Source organism: uncultured Flavonifractor sp., from assembly GCF_944383115.1.
Taxonomy (GTDB): Bacteria; Bacillota; Clostridia; order Oscillospirales; family Oscillospiraceae; genus Flavonifractor.
The window spans coordinates 53,880-76,650 of record NZ_CALWOJ010000001.1 but is presented as its reverse complement, the minus strand read 5'-3'; the positions used below and the strand labels follow the sequence as shown (position 1 = coordinate 76,650).

General features: G+C 65.4%; 1 protein-coding gene. It reads left to right on the top strand.

Going from position 1 to position 22,771, the window contains the following annotated elements; genetic code table 11:
• The first annotated feature begins 266 nt into the window (after positions 1 to 266).
• Entirely contained in the window at positions 267 to 22,391 is a 22,125-nt protein-coding gene (locus tag Q0K43_RS00215; RefSeq protein ID WP_297288552.1) for a CARDB domain-containing protein, read from the top strand.
• Positions 22,392 to 22,771: the final 380 nt, after the last annotated feature.

Below are 22,771 nucleotides of genomic sequence, written 5' to 3'. Positions count from 1 at the left end.
GGACCCAGCCCCAGACCACGCCTGAGACGGGGACCCAGCCCCAGACCACGCCTGAGACGGGGACCCAGCCCCAGACCACGCCTGAGACGGGGACCCAGCCCCAGACCGCGCCTGAGACGGGGACCCAGCCCCAGACCGCGCCTGAGACGGGGACCCGGCCCCAGACCACGCCTGAGACGGGGACCCAGCCCCAGACCGCGCCTGAGACGGGGACTCAGCCCCAGACCACGCCTGAGACGGGGACCCAATCCCAGACCCCACCCGCAATGGATGGGGACGTTCTGACGCCCTCCACCATGGACGTCCCGCTGAACAGCACGAGGAACAGCGGCGTCACCCTCAGCGTAGTAGGCCCCGGAGGCAATGAGGCCGGTACGGCGGGAGAAGATGTCATCCACCCGCTGTCCCGCTTCAAGGTGACGGGGGAGTCCACATACAGTCAGCTTTGGGTGCAGTCCGGCGGCAGCACCTCACTCATCTACGCCGGAAGCGTCAACGCAGACACCGGCCTGAGCGGTATGGTCTGCCAGATGGGCGGATTTTCCAATTTGGTGGACGGACAGCAGTACACCTTCTACTTCGGACAGAGTTTCATTACCTATGATGCCAAACTGACCGTTACCTACCAGTCCGCCGTCCCCTCGGACGGGCTGACGGTGCGGAATTTCACCGCCGAGGCCGGCGGCGACCTGATGGTGGACCTGAGCTGGGACCACCCTGAGGCCATCCCCGGCGGGGACAGCACCTGGACTTATGTGCTCACCGCCTCCGCCGCCGGCTCCTCCAGCTCGGTCAGACTGTACCAGCGGGACGAGTCCGGCACCGTGACCACCAAAACGTCTCTCACTGTCACAGGCCAGACCTCCGCCACCGTGGCGGCGGACCCCAGCCTGGGGCCGGTGACCTTTGTGCTCACGGTCAGCCCCGGCAATAATTCATCCTACTCCGTGCGTACAAGCACGGCGGGGCCGGACCCCTCCGGGTTTACGGAGACCGTGGCTCCCGAGGTGTCCATCGCCACCGGCAGCCTGTCCGGACTGACCTATACGGCGGGGGCCACGGTGAGCGACGCCTGGGGTACTCCCTCCCACGCGCTTTTTACCATCCAGCGGAACGAGGAGGGGACCTACACGGACACCACCGCTGCCGGCCGGGCCGACATTCCCAGCCCCGCCTTCAACAGCAGCGGCACCACCAACACCGTGAAGCTGGACCTGTCCGGCCTGGGCGCGGGCACCTACCGCCTGAAGGTGGTGGGCTACGACACCTGCGGCAACCCATCTGATCCGGACTACGGCCAGGACTTTACTCTGGAGGGGACTGAGAAGCCTCTCCTCACCGGCTTGACGGTGAGCGGCTCGTCCACCGGCGTGACAGTGGACGCCTCCAACCTGGCCTTCTCTGAAGAGGCCATCGCCCAGATTTGGGCTGAGGTGGAGAAGCTGGACATCAGCGCCTACCCCGGCCGTCCCCAGAACGAGGAGGCTTTGCGCGACGCCCTGAACGCCCTGCTCAAGACGGCGGACGTCCGATATACCCTGCGCTATTACGTGGGCAGCAGCCAAAAGACACTGAATCAGTATGTTTCGGCCGAGGGTACGGCCGAAGCCTGGGACTACAGCTTCCCGGTGGGGATGACCTTCAAATCCGGGTACCCCAGGCTCTCCGGAAACCTGGCCAACGACAGCATCCGGCCGGGCGGGCAGTATAATTTTGATGTGTATCTGAACTTCGGCTCTATCGAAGGCTATTGGGGTGGCACCAACAGCTGGGTCAGGCAGATCGGACTGGACAGCTGGTGCGTCTCCGCGCCGGCCTCGGGCGGCATGAGCGGGGATACCGCAGCGCCCACAGCGGGCGGAATCCAGGTCTCCAACCCGGTGGCGGAGGGTGTGTTTGACAGTGGGTCCACCTTCTCCGTCACTGCTTCCGACGACGTCCTGCTCCAGGGCGGCCGGTTCTTCTGGCGGAAGAGCGGCGCCACCCAGTGGAACGTCGGGAACAGCCCCAACGCCGCCGCGGGGACGGGGAACGATGTGACCTTCACCATAACAGTTTCTTCCCTGTTCGGCGGCAGCGCCCTCACCCGGGGCAGCTATGACATCCGCTTCCTGGGGGTGGACTGGGCCGGCCGGACCGCGGAGCAGATCCAGACCCTGACCTACGGCACCCTGGACGCCCCCGCCAGCATCAGCGTGACCGTTGCCGAGAACGCGGCCACCATTACCTGGGACGAGGTACCGGGCGCGGCGGGCTACCGGGTCTACGTCAACGGCACGGCGCTGAAAACAGATGTCACCGGCAACTCCTATACATATTATATGGAGCCCTGCGGCGAGAATACCCCCGAGTACCAAAAGGAGCAGTACGCCTTCGCTGTGGCGGCGGTGACCGCCGCCGGCGGCCTGGGGGAGCAGGGTGTTTATAGCCAGATCGTCACCCCGCAGCCCGACACCACCGCCCCCAACGTCACCGGAGTGAGCAGCCAATACGAGGACAGCGAGTATAGATTCACCCTCACCGGCTGGGACAACGGCCGGGTGAGGAGCTACAGCTGGCAGCTGCTGCCCGCTGAAGACACGGGGGACGCCGTGCTGCTGGAGGGCGCGCGGACCTACAATTACGCTTACGGCACCGCCATCCAGGGCACGATCCACGGCGAGACAACCATCTCCGAGTGGCTGAATACCAAAAACGTGCTCCAGAACAGCTATCGGTTGGGCATCAACTACACCTACGCCGTGCGCACCTTCCCCGGGGGCGGCCCCGATCCCACCTATTTTACCCCCAACGGGGAGGGCACCACCTACACCCTGAAGGACGGCAGCTACCGCCTGCGGGTCTATGTGTACGACAGCGCGGGCAACCCATCCGCGGCCTATGACCACCCCTTTGAGGTGGCCAACGTGGGTCCGGCCCTGCCGGACAACTTCACCCACAGCGCCGAGGTGACACTGAGCACCTACAGTTCTGTCACCTACAGCTGGCAGAACGCCCCGGAGGGCAGCCCCGGCATCCGCCTGTGGTGCCCCAAAAGCGACAACGGCTACGCCACCGCAGCCGAGCGGGATGCGGCGGTGGAGGAGCTGCGGGCAAGCGGCGACCCCACCACCCTGCCCGACACCCCGGGCTACACCGGGCAGTACACCATCGTGAATGTCAAGGCGGAAGACGGGAGCAGCTATACTTCCAACAATCTGTCGGCGGGAAAGTACTACCTCTATGCCATCGCCGCCTACAACGAATACGGCAACATCGGCACCTTCCAGGTGGGCACCTTCGACACCTGCTATGAGGGTGAAAAGCTGGAAACCACCGCTGTCACCTACGGCGACCAGGATATCAAGGAAACCGGCGGCGAAGATCTGGAGCAGGGCCAGACCCTTTCGGTCACCGTCACCGCCGGCTTCATCCGGGGCGGCAGCGCCATCCTCTGCCGGACGGTGAACGGGGAAGAGGTGCGGCTTACAGGATATCCCTCTGTCTCCTTTACCAAGCAGGAGGACGGCAGCTACGCCGCTACCCTGACCTGCAAGATCCCCGCCAATGACTTCAGCTGGAGCGGGCCGCAGGATGTCTACGTCCGGCTTGACAACAGCAGCTACCAGCACATCCGCACCGGGGACATCCCCGTGGGCCTGAAGATTCTGCCCGACGACGAAGCCCCAAACCTGAGCGGCGTCACGCCCGCCCCCGGCGCGGGCATCTCGGGGGATGCGTTCCCGTTTACCCTCAATGCCACCGACAACTCCGGCGTCATCGCCGGGGCAAAGGTGTGGTGGAGTCCCTATACCGGCGAGGAAAATTGGACCCCGATCACCGAGGGCGTCACCTGGAACGGCAGCGTGCTGACCCTGGACACCACAAAGCTCACCGCCGACGCCACCGGCAACCTCAAGCTGAAGTTCACCGTCACCGACGGGGCGGGCAATGAGAGCAATGCCGTCTCCGGCGGCTACGCCCTGGCCAACAGCCCCATCGCCGCCCCCACCGGCCTGAATGTCAATGCCGGAGAGCGGCAGATCACCCTGGCCTGGAATACCGTGGGGCGGCTGGATGTAGCGGGCTACCGCGTCTACCGTGCCGTGGACAGCGGGGAGTATGTGCAGGTGGCCGAGATCAGCAAGGAAGCCGGCAACACCTTCACTGATACCGACAACGGCGGCTATCTGGACCCCACCCGGGCCTACAGCTACCAGGTGGCAGCCTACTCCACCGCCAATGAGGATGGGGAACGCAGCGTGGCCACCGGCTGGCTCCACCCTGAGGAGCAGCAGGGCGCCCCCACCATCCTCTCCCTGGAACCCTGGCAGGGTTCGGCCTTCCGCAGCCCGGTGACCGTCACCGCCAAGGTGGAGGACGAGATCGAGGTAAAAGAGGTCAAGCTGGAATTCGCCTGGCTGGGTGCCAGCTCCATGGCGGAGCCGGACAGCAGCACCGTCTGGCAGCCCATCCAGACCTTTGACGGCCCATCCCCGGACGCGGAGGGGGGCAAGACCTATACCCTCACGGCCCAGTGGACGCTGGACGAGGCCGCTCAGACCGAGGAGTGGTATGCCCTCCGGGTCACCGCCCGCAACAACAGCGAGAAGGTCGCGGTGTCCACGGTCAAGTGCCGCTACGACAACCAGGCCCCCGACCCGGTCACCGGCCTTTCGGCCGCGGACGAGGGCAGCGGCGGGGCCATCCTGCTGAACTTCACCGCCAGCGCCTCCCCCGACGTGCAGAAATACCGGATCTACCGCTCGGAGAATGCTGACGGCCTTGCGGCGGCCCTGGAAAACGACCCCATCGGCGAGACCGCCGCGGGGGCCTACCGGGACAGCACCTGCGAAAAGGGCAAGACCTACTACTATTGGGTCACCGCCGTGGACCGGGCGGGCAACGAGTCCCAGGCCACCGGCCCCGTGTCTGAAAGAGCCGGGGCGGAGTGCGACGTGGCTATCGTCCAGCCGCCGGTGAGCCGGGACAGCGTCCTCACCGTGGGGCGCGCCGGCACCATCGCGGTGAGCGTCCGCAACGCCGGCCCCGCCCGGGCGGGGGGCACCCTGACCCTCACCGCCGACTACGGCGGCGGGGCGCAGACTGTGGGCAGCGTCACCTTCGGCGAGAGCGGGGACTACGCCCTGCTGCGGGCGGGGGAGACCCGGGAGATCCTCTTTACCCTGACCCCGGTTGAGGGGGAGAAGGTCACGCTCTCCGCCGCCTTCGCCAGCGATGGGGAGGCTACGGATACCAACCCGGATAACAATACCATGGGCACCGACGCCCTGCCCCTCAACCACGCCCCCGCCGCGGTATGGAACCTCAAGGACGATGCCCTGACCTGTGATTCCGGCGAGACGGTGGCCCTGACGGCGGAGGGAAGCACCGACGCCGACGGGGACCAGCTCACCTACCTGTGGGAGGTGGGCGGCGAGAGCAAGACCGGCATGGCCGTCTCCCACCGCTTCATGACCCCCGGCAGCTACCCCGTTACCCTCACGGCTACAGATGAGAAGGGGGCGGCCACCGTCCTCACCGGCACGGTCACCGTGGCCGACAATCGCCCCGACCTGTATGTGGATTCCATCACCGTGGAGCGCAGGGGCGGGGAGGACGAGGACTATAGCGCGGTGACCGGTGACAGACCCATTCAGGAGGGCGACGCCGTCAAGGTCACCGCCGTCATCGGCAACCATGGCCCCGGCCCGGTGCCTGCCGATATGTCCTTCCTCACCAGCCTGATCCGCAACGGCACCTCCCTGGGCTACCAGACCCTCACGGGCCTGGAGAAGGATGAAACCAAGACCGTCACCTTCCACTACACCGCCGCCGCCGGCGCCCAGGTACTCAAGGTGGTGACCAACGACATCCTGCAGGTCATCTCCGAGCCGGACATGACCAACAATGTCCTCACCGTTCAGTACAACGCCGAGCAGGTGGAGTTTGCCGACATCGCGGTGACCAACCTGAACTGGCAGAATCTGAACAACCCCGACTCCACCTCCTTCACCACCCAGGACCAGGTGATCTGGTCCGCCGCGGTGGAAAACAAGGGCGATGCCGACGCCACCTTTACCCTGACCCTCTATGTGGACGGCCAGGTGGCCGCCCAGCGGCAGGTGTTTAGGGCCGTGGGCGCCAGCGGTGTGGAGTCCTTTGCCATCGCCCCCACGGCGGGTGTACACACTGTCACGCTCACTGCCGGCGGCGAATTGATGGACCGCGACGAGAGCAACAACAGCGCCACTGTCGAAACGGATGCCTTCACCGTGGCGGTGCCTGAACTCACCCTCAGCGAGATCACCATCGAGCCGGGCAATACCGCCGACCCGGTACAGGGTTCCACCCTGCGCTTCACCGCCAGGGTGAGCAGCGCGGTCAACATCACGGTGCCCTTCTCCGTCACCTTTGAGGTGGACGGCAAGCCCCTGAAGACCGTGCAGCTGGACCGGACCCCGGGGAGCAATACGGTGCTCCAGGCGGGCCAGCCCGTGGACGTCTTTGCCGAGTGGGTGGTGGCCGACGGCAGCCACACCGTCACCGTCACCGCCGACCCGGACCGGGCCGTGGTGGATGCGCCGGTGGTGCAGACCGCCCGCACCCTGGATCTGACGGTGCGCAAGCCCGACCTGTGGCTGTCCGACGTGTACAATGCCCCGGCGGACACCCTGGACTACGGCGGCGAGGCCAAGTTCACCGTCCGGGTGTCCAACCGCTCCACCGCCACCCTCTTTGACAAGTACGCCCTGGTGGTCTCCGCCGCCAGGTGGGCGGACAAGGACACCGAGCCGGCAGAGACCGCCTACGAGGCTGTCTCCCGCACCCAGTATAACGGCATCCAGGGCAACTCCACCTCCATCCAGATTCTGTCCTTCAAGCCGGAACACTCCGGCAAGTACAGCGTCCGGGTAAGACTGGAGCCGGTGGGCAGCGCCGACTTCGACACCACCTACTATCAGCCCTATACCTTTACCTACACGGTCAGGAACGGCATGACCCTGACCACCAGCCCCAACAAGGACGGCGAGAGCAACGACTACGGGGCCAATATGTTCCTGGAAAGCCAGCACACCATTCCGGTGAAGGCCAGCGCAAAGATGGCCGACGGGACCGTGCCCACCGCCACTGACGGCCTGTCTATCACCGCCTCCATCCTGGGCACCGACAAGCAGGTGAACCTGGCGGACGGCGGGGAGGGGAACTTCTCCGCGGAACTTCCCGTCTCCGGCCTTGCCACCCAGAACTACACCCTCCGCTTCGACGGGGTGTACGGCGGCTACTCCGCCACCTACGAGACCCAGATCGTCTTTGTGCAGGACGTGCAGGGTTCCCTGTCGGTATCTGACGGCACCACGACCGTACAGACAGTGGACGGCGAGGAGCCAGGCCTGCCGGTGGCGGCGGGGACGCCGGTCACCATCACCGGTACCGTGACCCAGGGGGACGGCGATCCCTACACCGGCACCATCGTGCTGGAACTGGACCTGCTGCCCAGCTATCAGCAGCAGCCCGACGGCACCGTCGTGGAGGGAAGCGCCGAGGGCGTCATCACCTGGTACCGGGGCCAGAAGATCATCTTCATCGCCCCCGAGACCGCCGAAGACCGGGCCGACATGACCTACGACACCGAAACCGGCACCTTCACCTACACCTTCACACCCCAGGCCAAGGAGAGCGGCAAGTGGGCGGTGCGGGCCTACGCCTACGACCGGCTGATGGGTACCGACATCACCGGCACTGCCTTCACCGTCTACGGCATGGAGCCCTCCCCCAGCGAGACCGTGGTCACCATGACCAAGGGGAGCAATCTGGACACGGGCAGCGTCACGCTGAACCTCCACAACGCCGCCTGGGGCGGCACCTTCGGCAAGCTGACCGGTGTGACAGCGGTTCTTGAGAATGGGAGCGCCTATCCCGGCGTCACCGTGACCCTGGATCAGGGTGGGTTTGAGAAGGACCTGCCCGTGAGCAAGGACGCCCTGTCCATCCCGGTGAGCATCACCACCACCGCCGATGCCCCGGACTACGCGGAGTACACTGTGACCTTCTCCGCCGTCTCCAACGACGGGGGCAGCAGCGTCAATGTCTCCGCCCGGACGGTGCTGAAGCTCTATCTCCGCCCGGCCACCGCCGCGCCCAAGGCCACCCCGGCCAATGTGGTGGTCTCCGCCAATCCCGGCGACACCATCACGCGCACGGTCACCGTGAAGAACAACGGCACAGGAGCCTGGGAGGGCATCACCATCCAGCAGCCCGGCCTGAGCTTCATCCGGGCGGATAATCTGTCCAAGACCGCCATCGGCCAGTGGGAGAGCCTGACCTTCGACATCACCTTCGCGCCCCTCTCCTCCACCCAGCTGGGCCGGTATCAGGACAAGGTGGTGCTGAAGAATGAGGAGGGCAACGTCACCTGCACCATCCCCGTGGCCCTGGAGGTCACCGCCCTGGACACCGGCACTGCCACCTTCCAGGTGACCAGCGACCTGGGGGATGAGGTGAAAAACGCCCAGATCAAGCTCTACGGCAAAGACCCCCAGATCCAGATCATCAACGGCGTGGAGACCGAGTACTACCTGAACTACTCCCTCACCACCGACGAAAACGGTCTGGCTGTCCTGGAGGGCAAGCCGGCGGGGGCCTACGACTACGTCATCACCGCCCAGGGCATGGAGACCTATGAGGGGGTGCTGGAGCTGATGCCCGGCCTCAGCGGCCAGGCGGAGGCGGTCACCCTCACCACCCTGCCGGTGCAGATCACCTGGACGGTCACCGAGACCACCATCGTGGACCAGTACGACATCAAGCTGAACATCGATATGGGGGTCACCATTCCCACGCCCAAGCTGGGAAGCACCACCCCCTGGTTCACCGTGCCCAAACAGGTGGACAATCCCATCACCCTCACCACCAACATCGTCAACAACTCCCTGGTGGACGTGTACGACGTCTCCGCCCGGATCGACGGCACCAACACCGGCATCTCGGTGGTGGGCGGCGGCTACATCGGCACCATCCCCGCCATGAGCTACAAGACGGTGCAGATCGTGGTCAGTGAGGGGTACTATGAACTGGCCAGCCGGCCCTCCGCCCATGCGGCACTGCAGGTCACGGGCAGCTACCTGTCCTACGACGCAGACGGCCTGCCTGAGATGCCCGCCAAGACCCTCAGCCTGGGCGTGGGCATCTACAACCCCGGCACCTCCAAGGTCACCGTGGACACCCTGGCGGACGGCCTGGACCTGGAGGAGAAGCTGGAACTGAGCCTGCCCGAGGACGTGGACGTCAGCGAGCTGGAGTACCTGCTCCTCTGGGATGGGGAACTGGGGACGCAGAAGCCGGAGCGGCCCGACGGCGGCAGCGTCATGGAACTGGTGAAGATGGAGCTGTCCCAGACCGCCTCCCTGGAGCGCCAGGCCTTTGACGCCACCCTCACCGTCACCAACAACTACACCGGGAACATCACCCTTCAGGGCCTCACCGCCAATGTGGTGGTGGAACGGGTGGAGGACGACGGCACCGTCACCGATGCCACGGCCCTCATGTACATCCTGCCCCAGCGCACCGCACCCTCCATCCTCCAGCCCGGCGAGACGGCTACCCTCACCTGGAAGCTGATCCCCGGCGAGGGCATGGGCGGCACAGACGGCATCCAATATCAGGTGCGGGCCGACGTGGGCTACACAGTGGTCACCCCCGGGGAGGGGGAGAACCCCGGCGCCTCCAAGCCGGTGCAGACCTCCACCCAGGCGGTGGAGATCACCGTCCAGCCCCAGCCCTCCCTGACCGTGGACTACTTCCTGCCCCACAAGGTCTATCCCAACGTGCCCTTCAACCTGGAAGTGGTGGTGAAAAACAGCGGCTACGGCGCCGCGCGCAACGTGGTGCTGGACTCCTCCCAGCTGGAGATCGTGGAGAACAAGTCCGGCCTGGTGGGCACCTGGCAGATCGTGGACACCTCCTTTGGTGCCTCCTCCGGCAGCAGCTTCCGGGTGACCCTGGGCGATGTGGGAGCGGGAGCGACCGTCAAGGGCTGGTATACCATCCGCTGGGAGCTGCCCACCGCCGCCGGGGAACTGGGGGACGATGTGTACGGCGAGGTGCTCAACTTCACCGCCAGCCTGACCCACCGGCCCTATGAGGGCGTGGAGCTTAACCCCCTCATCACCGCCGTCTACACCCACATCGTGGGCAAGGATGAGGTGACCCTCCAGGAGGAAGGCCAGGAGTCTCAGACCGTCAAGGTCATCATGGGCAACCACGGTCTGCCCGCCTTCTTCTGGAACATGGAGACCGGCCTGCGGATACCGCTGTATGTGCCCCGGGCCGTCAGCGACGGCACCCTGGAGGGCGATACCTACACCTTTACCGCCCCTGAGCGGGCGGAGACCCCCGACACCACCGACGCCCGCCACGCCGTACTGATGATCGGCGAGGTGGAGGCCATGACCGGCATCCCCGTCTCGGCGGTGTACCGCTACGACAACGCCGCCATGACCGGAACCCCGGTGACGCTCTCCCACGGCAACTATTGGAAGGACACCTACAAGAATGCCGAGGGGAAGGACACCGACTACCTGTACATCGTGGATGAGCTGCTGCTGGTGGACGGCAAGGTGCAGCCCCGGTACTACAAGGTGGTCTACGGCAGCGGCGTGGAACTGAAAGAGCCGGAAACCTCCCAGATCCTCTACGACGAGAACGGGGAGCGCACCGCCGTGCTGGGCGAGACCGGACGCAACCATGAACTGGGGGACGATGTGCCCGCCCAGATTTCGGTGAAGGCGGTCAACAACAGCGGAAATACCGAAGAGGTCACCGTGTACTTCTACGCGGCCCGCTATGTGAACGGCGAGGCCCAGGAATATAAGTATCTGGGCAGCGTGGGACCCCAGACCCTGGCTCCCGATGCCTCGGCTGACTTCACCTATACCTGGGAACTGGGCCTCACCAACCCCAACCGTCCCACCATCGCCGGTACCTACCGGGTGAAGATGACCACCCTGGGGGCCGGCCTCAGTGGAGAGATGGCGGCCAGCGCCCCCGGCGTCACCGCCGACATCACCTTCAACGCCGCCCCCATCGCCGACGCCGGGGTGGACTTTACCGTGGACTACGGCCAGCCGGCGGTGTTCGACGGCACCCGGTCCTATGACCCGGACGGCGGCGCCCTGGTCCTGTACGTCTGGGACTTCGGTGACGGCCAGTCCGGCCTGGGTCCCACCCCCAGCCATGCCTACCAGGCCTCCGGCTCCTATATCGCCACCCTCTATGTGATGGACGACAACGGCGCGGAGAACGCCTTGGACAAGACCGCCTGGGAAGACGGGCGGCCCACCACCTCCCAGGCCGTCCACGACGTGATGGTGACGGTGGAAGAGACCCGGCCCGACCTGATCCTGCCCATCAACAACGGTCTGACCATCACCAATGACAAGAGCGGCGGCTTCTCCGAGGAGGACGAGGTCACCCTCCACGCAACGATCACCAACGACAAGGAGAACCCCGTCACTGACAACTTCATCGCCACCCTGTATGTAGACAACGTCTACCAGGGTTATCAGCGCATCAATCTCTATGACAACGGGGGAGACGGCAAGCTGGAGCAGGACGAGACCGTGACGGTGGACTTCACCTACACCATGCCCGACAGTTACTCCCATGTGGCCACGGTGAAGGTCAACGATGTGTCCCTGACCGTGGACGAGGCCGACCTGCGCAACAACCAGCGCAGCATCGTCATTCTGGGCAGCGCCGGCGTGAGCGCTTTCCCCGACCTGGAGCTGTCCAACGTGCAGGTGGGCGGCGTGGCCGCCGACAGCAACGGCGCGGTGCGGCCGGTGGGCGGCGCGTTCCAGCTGAATGCCGGTGAGGCGCTCACCATCACCGCCATGGTGGAAAATGTGGGCAAGGTGGCCTCCGAACCCACCGCCGTTATCCTCTACGCCGACGGGGAATACGCCGGCATGGCCGCCCTTGGGGCGCTGGAATGCGAGGAAAGCGAGACTGTGACCATCTCCTTCGTCCCGGAGGCCAGCGGCAGCTATACCTTCACCCTTCTGGCCGACGGTCCCACCGCCAAGCTGGTGGAGACCAACAAGGCCAACAATGAACTCACAGTCAAAACCGCCCTGATTACCGTAGCCTATCCCGACCTGACCATCACCGGCCTGTCCGCCGGGGAGGCTGCGGACGGATACAAGCTTACCGCCACGGTAGAGAACCAGGGTGACGCCCCCTGCCCCGCCGGGCTGGAGGTGGCCTTCTACGCCGGCGGCCGTTATGTGGGCGCGGCCCAAACCGGCAGCGGTCTTGCTGCCGGCGGCAGGACCCAGGTCACACTCACCTGGACGGATGTCACCGATGCGGAGGTCCTGGGCGCCGTGGTAAACCAGGGCGGCAGGATTCCGGAGTTCAACCAGCTCAACAACACCTTTACCCAGGCGGAGGGTGTATCCATCACCGCCCCCGCCCGGCCCACCCTGGCGGTCACCGGCGTGACCACTGCGGAACCCCTCACCTACGGTCATCCGGCCACTGCCTCCGTCACCATCGAAAACACCGGAGCGGGGAGCGCCGGGGCCTTCACCGTGTCCCTGTACCTCAACGGAGCGCTGGTGGGCAGCGCCCCGTGCGGCGGCCTGACAGCAGAGGAGAGCACAACCGTTACCGTAGACTGGACGCCGGATCAAACTCCAACCGGGGAGATGACCCTCACCGCCGTGGCGGACAGCGCCTACCAGGTGGTCATGGACAGCCGGGACGGCGTAGTCATGGACAGCACCGTCACGGTGGGCCGCGGCATCCTGGTGGAACTGGACCACCCCGGCACCCTGACCCAAAACAATCAGAATGTACTGACGGCCCGGGTTATCGACTCCGAGACCGGCCTGACCACCTTTGTGGCCCGGCCCGGCCAACTGGAGGGCGAGGCGGCGGAACAGTACGACTATACGGTGGACGTGACCTTCTACCTGGACGGTCAGCTTCTGGGCCAAGGGGAATTTGACCCCGCTGCCGGCGCCTACCGGCTGAACGCCGACCTGAGCAGCATGGCAACCGGCAATAAGACCCTGAAAGCGGCGGCCGTTCTTACCGATGCCAAGGATGGGAGCTTCACCGGTGAGGCCCAGCAGACCGTCACCCTGGCCGCCCCTGTAGGCATCACCCTGGCGGCCTCCCAGACCGTCCTGGCGGCGGGGGACAGCCTCACCCTCTCCGGTACCACCCAGAACGTGAACGAGGGGGCCATCGTCACCCTGACCCTGGTGGGCGGCAGCGTCTATTCCTACACTGCCACCGTGGACAGCGAGGGCAAGTATGCCCTGAACATTGCCCTGCCCGGCGGCCTGGGCGGCGCCGTGACGGCCTCCGCCTCGGTGACCGAAAACGGCATCACCAAAATGGCTTCCCAGGCCCTCTCGGTCTACGGGGCCTACGTGACCCTGCCTGCCAGGCTGACCCTCACCCAGGGCCAGGCCCGGCAGGTGAGCGGCCAGGCGGCCAACATCGGCTACACCGACCTGACGGACGTTACCCTGAGGGCCACCGGTGTGCCCGCGGGCTTTACCGTGAAGTTCCAGGGCACCGGCGGCGTGTATGAGATCCCCGGCAGCACCGGCGTGACGTCCGAACTTCTGGACCTTACCGCCAACGCCGTGGTCATCAACGGCGCGGAGCCGGAGTACGACGCGCTGGACTTCGCCCTGGAGATCGCCGCGGACGCCAGCGTAACCCCCGGCGACTATCCTCTGACCTTCACCCTCACCGGCACCACCGGCGAACCCAACGAGGGTATGAGCGTTTCCCGCACTGTGACGGTCAACGTCACCGTACGGGCGGCCCAGGCGGTGCTGGAGCTGGATACCGGGGACGAAGAGCGCCCCGGCACGGTGGTCCGGGCCATCCGTCCCGGCCAGACCGTGGCTGCCCTGGTGCGGCTCTGGAACGCCGGCGACGGCGACCTGACCGACATCCAGGTCACCGCACCCGACCTGCCCTGGGTCAACCTGGCCATCGCCGGCCTGGGGGAGGACGCCACGCTGAAGCCCTATCAGAACACTGCCCAGCGGATGTCCATCCAGGTCATCGCCGCCCCCACGGAGAAGGTGGAGGCGGGGACCTACACCGGAGAGGTGATCATCACCGCCAGGAGCAACGGAACGCCGATGGAGCGGCGCATCCCCGTGACCTTCCACGTCTCCGCTGCCCAGATCGGCACCGCCGTGCTGGAACTGTGGGACGAGGACAGCGTCCCCGTGCCCGAGGGGGCCACGGTCTCCCTCTACGGCCCCGCCGAGGCGGCGCAGCCCCAGCTTTACACCGAGACGCTGGGCGGGTACGGCCGGGTGCAGCTGACCAACTACCCAGCCGGCACCTACACCCTCACCTTCCGTGCCGACGGCTATGAGACGCTGGAGCAGACCTTCACCCTCTATCCCACCATCGACCTGAATCCCCAGCGCGTCACAGTGAAGCCCAAGATGTTTGAACTGAGCCTGACCGCCGGCACCTCCTCGGACCTGTATCTGGTGACCGGGGCCAACCAGGCCTTCTACGACATCGCCTACCAGCTGACCACCGAGCCAACCACCCAGGCGGGCCTGGCCTTCAACTACCCCGCCGACGAGTTCGAGGCATCCTACACCCTGAACCGGGTGGCCAGCCGCCTGTCGGTGCGCAACTCCTGCCTGGAGAGCACCGGCGCCCTGGACGAGATTCTGTATGACGTTACCTTTACCCTGGAGAGCGGCGAGGAGGACTACGCCGACCTCATCACCTTCCGGGGGGAGAACGGTTCCGTATCCTCCATCACCCTGGATGAGCTGGTCCCCGGCCAGCAACTGGACCTGGTGTGGGAGGTGGCGGAGAGCGCTCTGTACGTCCGGGCGGGCGTAGCTGAGGTGGAGGGCAGCCCCAACACCTATACCCTGACCCTGCCGGCCGGCTGCGGCCTGGTGTGGAGCGGGGAGGCGGGGATGTTCCCCACCTGGAGCATGGAAAACGGCGGGCAGTACATCCTCACCGGCGTCAGCGCCGACGGCCGCACCGCCACGGTGCTGGCCAAGACCAACGCCGAGGGGATCACCGCCCCCGCTCCCGACGGCCGGGTGCCCAGGGTGCAGCTGGTGGACCAGGACGGTCAGTTTATTGCCGGCGGCTGGTATCTGGACTTCACCCTGAAGGCCACTGGTATCCGCAGGCTGGGGGACGACCTGAGCCAGACCGTCACCCGGACCATCCCTCTGCGGGTGAGCTATGTGTCCCGGGACTACTACCTGGCGGCCGACAGCGGCCAGCTGGCCCTGGATGTACGGCTGGAGGGGGCCTTCCCGGCCCTGTCCGGTGCGGGCTACAAGTACTTCAGTCAGGACTTCCTCACCTACGCCCAGGTGGGCGCGGGGCAGACCGGCAGCGGCGACGGCTTCTCTCTGGGCTTTGCCCAAAACGCCGCCTATGAGAAGGAGACCCAGGTGCTCCAGGTGGGCTTTGACAACCCCTCCAAGCTGGAGAAGATCGAAAACCTCACCTTCCGGGTGCTGGTTTCCGACCAGATGCCCCAGGAGGGCCAGCTGGCCGCAGGCGCCCTGCTGAAAAATGAGACCTTTATGGTCACCGCCAATCTGGACGGCCTGACCGGCGCGGTGGAAAACCCCGATGGCAGCATCACCATTCCGGAGGTGGCTGCCGGAGGCGGCGTGGATCTCAGCTTCCTGATGACCCCCACGGTGGACCTGGTGGACTCCGCCATCATCGACATATATGTGGAGGAGGGCCTGCTGACCCGGGAGGAGGGCGACGCCGCCATGGCGTGGCTGGAGAGCCTGTCCGGCGACTACTACGCCTGGATCAGCTACTCCTTCACCCGGAACGGGGAGACCTATACCGGCTATACCCCGGCGGTGGGGCAGAGCGCCCGGACCGCGGCCCAGGTGGTGTCCAGCTATGACATCCTGGCCGGGGAGGGCAATGCCTGGTACATTGACGCCGTATTCACCAACCTGGGTGATTCCCCGGCCAAGGACGTGATCCTGGAGACTCCGGTGCTGCCGGTAGTGGACGGGGTCCAGGTCCAGCTGCTGGCCGGCACCTGGGTCCGGGAGGGGGAGGAGTATCCCGCGGACTGGGAGAGTCAGCCCTACGACGGAGAACTGGCCGTGGGCCAGATCGACGGCGGGGAGACCATCTACGCCCGCTACAAGCTGCTGGTGCTGGACGGCACCCGCAACAATGCGGCCATTGCCTTCAGCCAGGGTGACGCCGCGTCCCAGATGAACGCCGCGCCCCTGCTGCTGTCCAGAGGCGGCAGCGACACGGTCCTTCGGAGCAGCGACGCCTACGACGAATATCGGGACCAGCTGATGCGGGAGACCGCCCAGGCCTGGGGCGTCTCCAACGCCACCAACTACAAGACCATTACCATCCAGCAGCTGAGCGGCGGCGCCCTCGCTTCCAGAAGCCAGATCCAGACTGTGGTGCGGCTGCTGAAGCTGCTCAACGCCGACCCCGATGAGGACAACAACACCCTGCTGGCCAATATCCTCAGCGATCCGGAGATCCCCGCGGATCTGAAGAGCCTGCTGAGCGGTGCCAACCAGAACGGCGGCTACGGCATGGAGAGCCTGTATGACGTGACCGTGGAGAAATACGGCTACAGCCTGGGCGACTATGACTACGCCATAGCCAGCCTGCAGGATTGGGACAGCCGCATTGCCAAGACGGACTTTACCACAGGCATCCTGTCCATCGTCGCCTCAATGGGCATCAAGCTCAACGAGAGCTACCGGGTGGCAAAACTGGCCGGCAAAGTGGGCCAGGAGATGGCCGAGGCCCTGGCCAAGACCCTCTATGACGAGACTATCGGCGGAGTATCCAGTTTCTGGAAGAGCGTTGCCAACGGCGATATCCTGAAAAATCTCCGGAACATCAGCTTCATGTTCAAGCACCAGGAGAACTTCCAGGTGCTCAGCGCCACCGGAAGCAACCTGGTCTCCAAGAGTACCGCTGCGATTGGGTTTGACACCAGGATGATGTACTGGGATTGGTGGAAGTCCGGCCAGCTCTATGGCGAATCCGGAGGCAAGGTATTTAATCTGTACGGGGTGACGCTTTCCAACGGCAAGACCCTCTCAACCGCCCTCAACGACCGCCAAGCTGCCATGGTGGCGGTGAACGCGGCCAGCAAGGAATATAAAGCGGCGGTGGTGGCGCTGTCCAAGGTCACGGGAACCACGTCCCTTGATGATATCAAGACGATGGAGGAAACCGCCCTAAAGGCCTATGACAAGCTGAAAGCCAGTGCGCAGTCGCTGCAGTCCACCTGGCTGGACGCCAACGAGATCCGGACCATTGCCAAGGACTGCTACAACACAGAAGAGGCCGCCGCCTTTGTCAGCCAGCTGGACATCCGGATGAATGAGACAGACAAGGTGGTCAAGCAGATCCTGGGCCAGGGGAGCAGCTTCGATACAGAGGTCAAGCTGTTCACCGCCAGCCTGAAGGAATACCAGACCATCGAAAAGGGCCGGGGCGACTTTGTGACCAGCTTTGGCAGCACCACCGGCATCATCAAAGAGATCTACATGTGCTTCAGGGTCGGCCGCGACGCCAGCGAAAACGGCGACTGGGGCGCGCTGAAATCCCAGGTGGTGCAGTCCATGGGCAACACCGGCGTGGGGTATAACCCCATCCTCTCCATGATCCTGTCCCTGGGCATCAGCGCCATCCAGAGCGCGTACATCGATCCGCTCATCGCCGCCAAAAACGAGAAGGTGTCCGCGGAGGCCTCCAAGGTCCTGCTGGATCTCTATCAGGCCGCCGCCAACTACATTCACAAAACCTACTACAGGGGCAGCTACACCATCGACGCCGCCGACCTGGCCGGGAAGTTTGCCGACCTGATAACGGACATCAAGAGCTTCAGCTTCCAGGCGCTGACCGCCGAGGAGAAGGAGGCGTACGTCAAGCAGCTGACCGGGGAACTCACGGTCCTCATCGGCAGCGACACCCTGAACCGAAAGATCAGCGGCAAGACCGACATCTACAGCGACCCCCTGTTCAACAGGGTGATGAACTTCCTGCTGGGCAAGGCGGTGGAGCGGGTCCTCCTGTACAGCCAGACTGATGCGGACGCCCTGGCGGTCCTCCGCTCCATGTCCCCGAACAGCACGGAGGAGGATCTGTACCAGGCGCTGATGGATCAGATGGTCTCCCTCCAGACCATCCGCCAGGCCAGGGACAACGCCAGCCAGGCCATGGAGGGCGCCATTGAAAAGACGGAGGCCATGCTGGGCAACGGGTGGACCTCCAGCTACCCCGCCGGTGCCATGATCGACTATCTCAGCGGGCTGAACAGCTACATCCTCCGTGTGGACGACAGCGGCCGCCGGGTTCTGTCCCTGACGCCCATCCAGGTCTACGGACCCGGGGAGCGCAGCGGCAAGGACGCGGTCACCAGCGGCACGCTCAGCTTTAACGATCTGGCTAAGGCCATCATCCAGCAGAACAGCTCCCTGGACGGCCTCTACACCCAGGCCAACGATGCGGTCAAGTTCTATAACGAGAACATCCTGTTCCGCTACGGACTGGTTGGCGTGGATGTGGCCGGCACGCTGGTGAGCACCTACGGCAACACCCTGGTGGGTGCGGTAATCGGCGCCTCTTCCATCGCCATGAGTGCGTTCTATGACATCTACTCCTTCAACTGGAGCAACGACCACCAGAAGGCCGCCGAGCAGGCCACCGGGGTCGCCCAGGCCAACATGGTAAAGACTGTGGGGGCTTTGACCCAGGCCCTGGACGGCGAGGCCGCCGCCCTGAACAATACCGCCGGCCTGTTCGATATGCTGGCGGACTGGAACGGCAAGGACCCCGCCCTGCCGGTGAGCCTGCTCAGCTTCTCCGCCGGAGATGTGGAGACCGCCGCCGGCCAGAGCACCGGCACCGGCCAGTTCTACCTGTCCTTCCGCAACGACCACACAGCGGCGGTAGAGGTGCAGCCCAGCATCCAGATCTTCACCGACCGGGGCATCGTGCTGAACTTCGACGCCGAGACTATGTACCTCCCCGCCGGTGAAACCGGCATCCAGACGGTGAGCTTCCTGCTGCCCGACAGTTCCCTGGCGGACGACGGCGGCTACACAGCCCTGCTGACCTGGAAGGTCAGCCAGGATACCAGCATGACCATCTCCGAGACCCAGGGTCCGGCCCTGGCCCACTTCTGGGTGGGCCAGCGGGCTGCGCTGGACGCCGTACGGACCGGCAGCGGCTACCGCACCGGCTTGATTGTCTCCACTGCGGGGGACGGCGGCGAGGCCCTCACCGCCGCAGGTACCTACACCGTGGCCGACGGCACCCGGCAGCTGCGCTTTGCCCTGGGAGCCCTGCCCGCCAGCGGCGCCACACTTACCGTCAAGGGTCCCACCGAGGCGGCCGTGACCCGCAGCTATATCAACGCAAACGACTACTGGATCATCCAGAACCCTGCCGCAGGTACCTACACCGTTACCGCCGCCGCTCCGGCGGGCTACACCGGCCAGCTGCTGGTGGAGGCCATGGCCTTCACCCCGGACGGCGCGCAGGTGGACGCCTGGGCGGGGAGCGACACCCTGACCATCGGCAAGGACCTGAGGGGCAGCACCGCCTCCGGCATAGCGGAACTGTTTGTCACCGAAACCGGCTTCGGCGGTAAGGATGCCGGCAATGTCTCCTTTGCCCTCACCGACGAGGCGGGAGAACCCTGGAGCCAGAGCGGCCTTACCTGGTCCTTCCTGGGCCAGCCGGATAGGAACACCGCAGGAAGCAGTGATCCCCAGCTTGCCGCCGCCGGAGGCACCCTGACAGCCGGCGGCATGGTAAACGCCACCCTGCTGGTGGCCTCCGACGGGACGGAACTGACCGACGGCAGCTATCCCGCCTGGATCACCATTACCGTGGAGCAGGGGAGCGCCGACAGCCTGCGGTCCGGCGACGGCCAGTGGACCATCGCTGACGACGGTTCGGCCACCTGGCGTATGCCCATCACCATCCTGGTGGACCGGGCGATCCCCGCGGCACCCGCGGATGTGACCGCTCAGGACCAGGGAGACGGCACCACGCTGGTCACCGGAACAGCCCAGCCCGGCCAGCTGGTGGGGGTGGCCCTGACCACCGACGCCGGTAAAATCGGCCAGGAGGAGGGCGCCGCCGTCATGGCGGGGGTCACCACCGCCGATGAGACCACCGGCAGATTCCAGCTGACCGTCACCACTCCGGCCGACGGCCAGATCCTGGTGCCCTTCGCCGCATCGGCCACCGGAACCCTGTCCCTGGCCGCCGAAGCCGCAGTGGAGGAACCGGCGGAAAAGACTCAGATCACCGTCACCGCACCGGAGAATGTGACCAAGACCTATGACGGCACCCCTGTTCAGGTGAGCGCCGCCGCCGGGGACTATCCCGGCGCCCTGGAATACGTCTGGCGCACCGCCGGCGGCGAACCTCTGACCGGCGCGCCCAGAGACGCGGGCAGCTACACCGTCACCGTCCGGGTGCCGGAGAGCGACTCCAAGTATACCAGCAACGCCGTCAGCGTCTCCGTGACCATCGACCCGGCCCCGGGCAGCAGCGACCCAGCCTATCGGGAGCCTGACAGCCTTGCCGCCGACTGCGGTGCGGCGCTGAGCACCGTGGCCCTGCCCAGCGGCTGGGCCTGGGCGGACGGGTCGCAGTCCCTGACCGCTACCGGCGTCTATCAGGCCACCTATACTCCTGAAAATCCCAACTACGCCCCCGTCGATGTGGGCCTGACCGTCAACGTCAATCCGCCCGCGGGCAAGATCCAGGTGACCATCACCGGCCTGACCGTCAGCGACAAGACTTATGACGGCGAACCCATCAAGTATGAGGGCACGCCCAGCGTCACCGGCGGCTATACGGGCGGGCTGACCTACACCTGGAAGAAGTCCGATGGCACGCCCCTGATCGGCGCGCCCGCGGATGCGGGCAGCTACACCCTGACCGTCAGTGTGCCGGAGGACAGTATCTACTTCGGCAGTACGGTCCTCAGCTTCACCATCGCCAAAGCCCCGGCCGCCAGTGATCCGGCGTATCAGGAACCAACCGGCCTCACCGGTACCGCAGGCAGCGCCCTCAGCACCGTCACCCTGCCCGGAGGCTGGAGCTGGAACAGTCCGGCCACGGTACTGAAGGAGGGCCAGAATTCCTATAATGCCACATACACGCCCACCAACGCCAACTACCAATCCGTGTCCACGCCCTTGAACGTCACAGCCACCCAGAGCAGTCAGGGCGGCGGTGATGAGGGCAGTGGCAGTGGCGGCGGCAGTGGCGGCGGCGGCGGTGCCCTGCCGGAGGAGCCGGACGAAGAAACCGTGACCAATCCGGACGGCTCTACCACCACCACCGTCACGAAGCCTGACGGCACAGTGACCGAAACCACCACCTATCCCGACGGCACCACGACGACCACCGACACCAAGCCCGATGGCACGGTGACCGAGACTACCACCAAGCCTGACGGCACCACGGGTACAGCCCAGGCCGACCCGGAGGGGAACACCACCGCCCAGGTGGAGATCTCCCAGGAGGGGGCGGCCCAGGCGGAGCAGACCGGCCAGCCGGTGGAACTGCCTCTGCCCGGCCTGGTACCTGGTTCGGGCAGCGGCAGCGCTCCCACGGTGGAGATCATCCTTCCCGGCGATGCCCAGACTGTCACCGTAAAGATCCCCGTGGAGAACGCCGCGCCCGGCGTAGTGGCGGTCCTGGTGGATCAAGATGGTACGGAAACCGTGCTTAAGCAGTCCATAGCCACCGGGGACGGCGTGCTTCTCACCCTGGAGGGCAGTTCCGTCATTCGGATTGTGGATAATACCCAGTCCTTCTCCGATGTGGATGAAAACGCCTGGTACAGCGAAGCTGTGGCCTTTGTCACCGCCCGGGATATCTTCAGCGGAACGGGCGGAGGCATCTTTGATCCGGATGGGATCATGACCCGCGGGATGCAGGCCAAGGTGCTCCACAACATGGAGAACAACCCGGCGGCCGGTGTGACAAACATTTTCCCGGATGTGCAGCCCGGCATCTGGTATGCCGATGCCGTGCACTGGGCGGCGGAACAGGGTGTGGTGACAGGCTACGACAACGGTCTGTACGGGCCGGACGACAGCATCACGCGGGAACAGCTGGCCACCATCCTGTGGCGCTATGCGGGCAAGCCGGAGAGCACCCACAGTCTGGAGCACTTTGCCGACGCCGATCAGATCAGCGGCTATGCCTGTCAGGCGATGGCCTGGGCCAATGAGAACGGCATTATCAACGGCACAGGCGACGGAAGACTGGCGCCCCAGGGCACCGCACTGCGCAGCCAGGTGGCGCAGATGCTGATGAACTACTGCAAATACAGTGCAAAGTGAGTCATCCGCAGACCGAGCGGGGCCGGAGATCTCTCCGGCCCCGCAATCTGTTCAGGGGAAGCATAAAAGAGGGATCAAAGCCTTTGCATCCCGGATCAGGACCGCGTTTTGAATGCCGCCTCCAGGTGATGCGGGGAGAGACGACCGGCATGGACGGAAAGCCAATCCTCCGGAAGAGGCGTGCCGGGAGGCGGAGGCTTTGGGGGGGGACGGGCTTGACCGTGACCGGCGCTGTCTCCCATCCCATTCCCCGACGGCCCGTCTGGCCCGGGGATCGCTGACGCCGGCAGCCAATACATTTATTGGTGCCCGGCCGCTGTATGCAAGAAATCCGGCTGCACAGTAAGTGCAGCCGGATTTCTCTTTGGGCTGGGGGCCGC

Bases quoted from the DNA above. Each gene is read 5' to 3' on its own strand.
- Q0K43_RS00215 (WP_297288552.1), top strand. From the start codon at position 267: ATGGATGGGGACGTTCTGACGCCCTCCACCATGGACGTCCCGCTGAAC.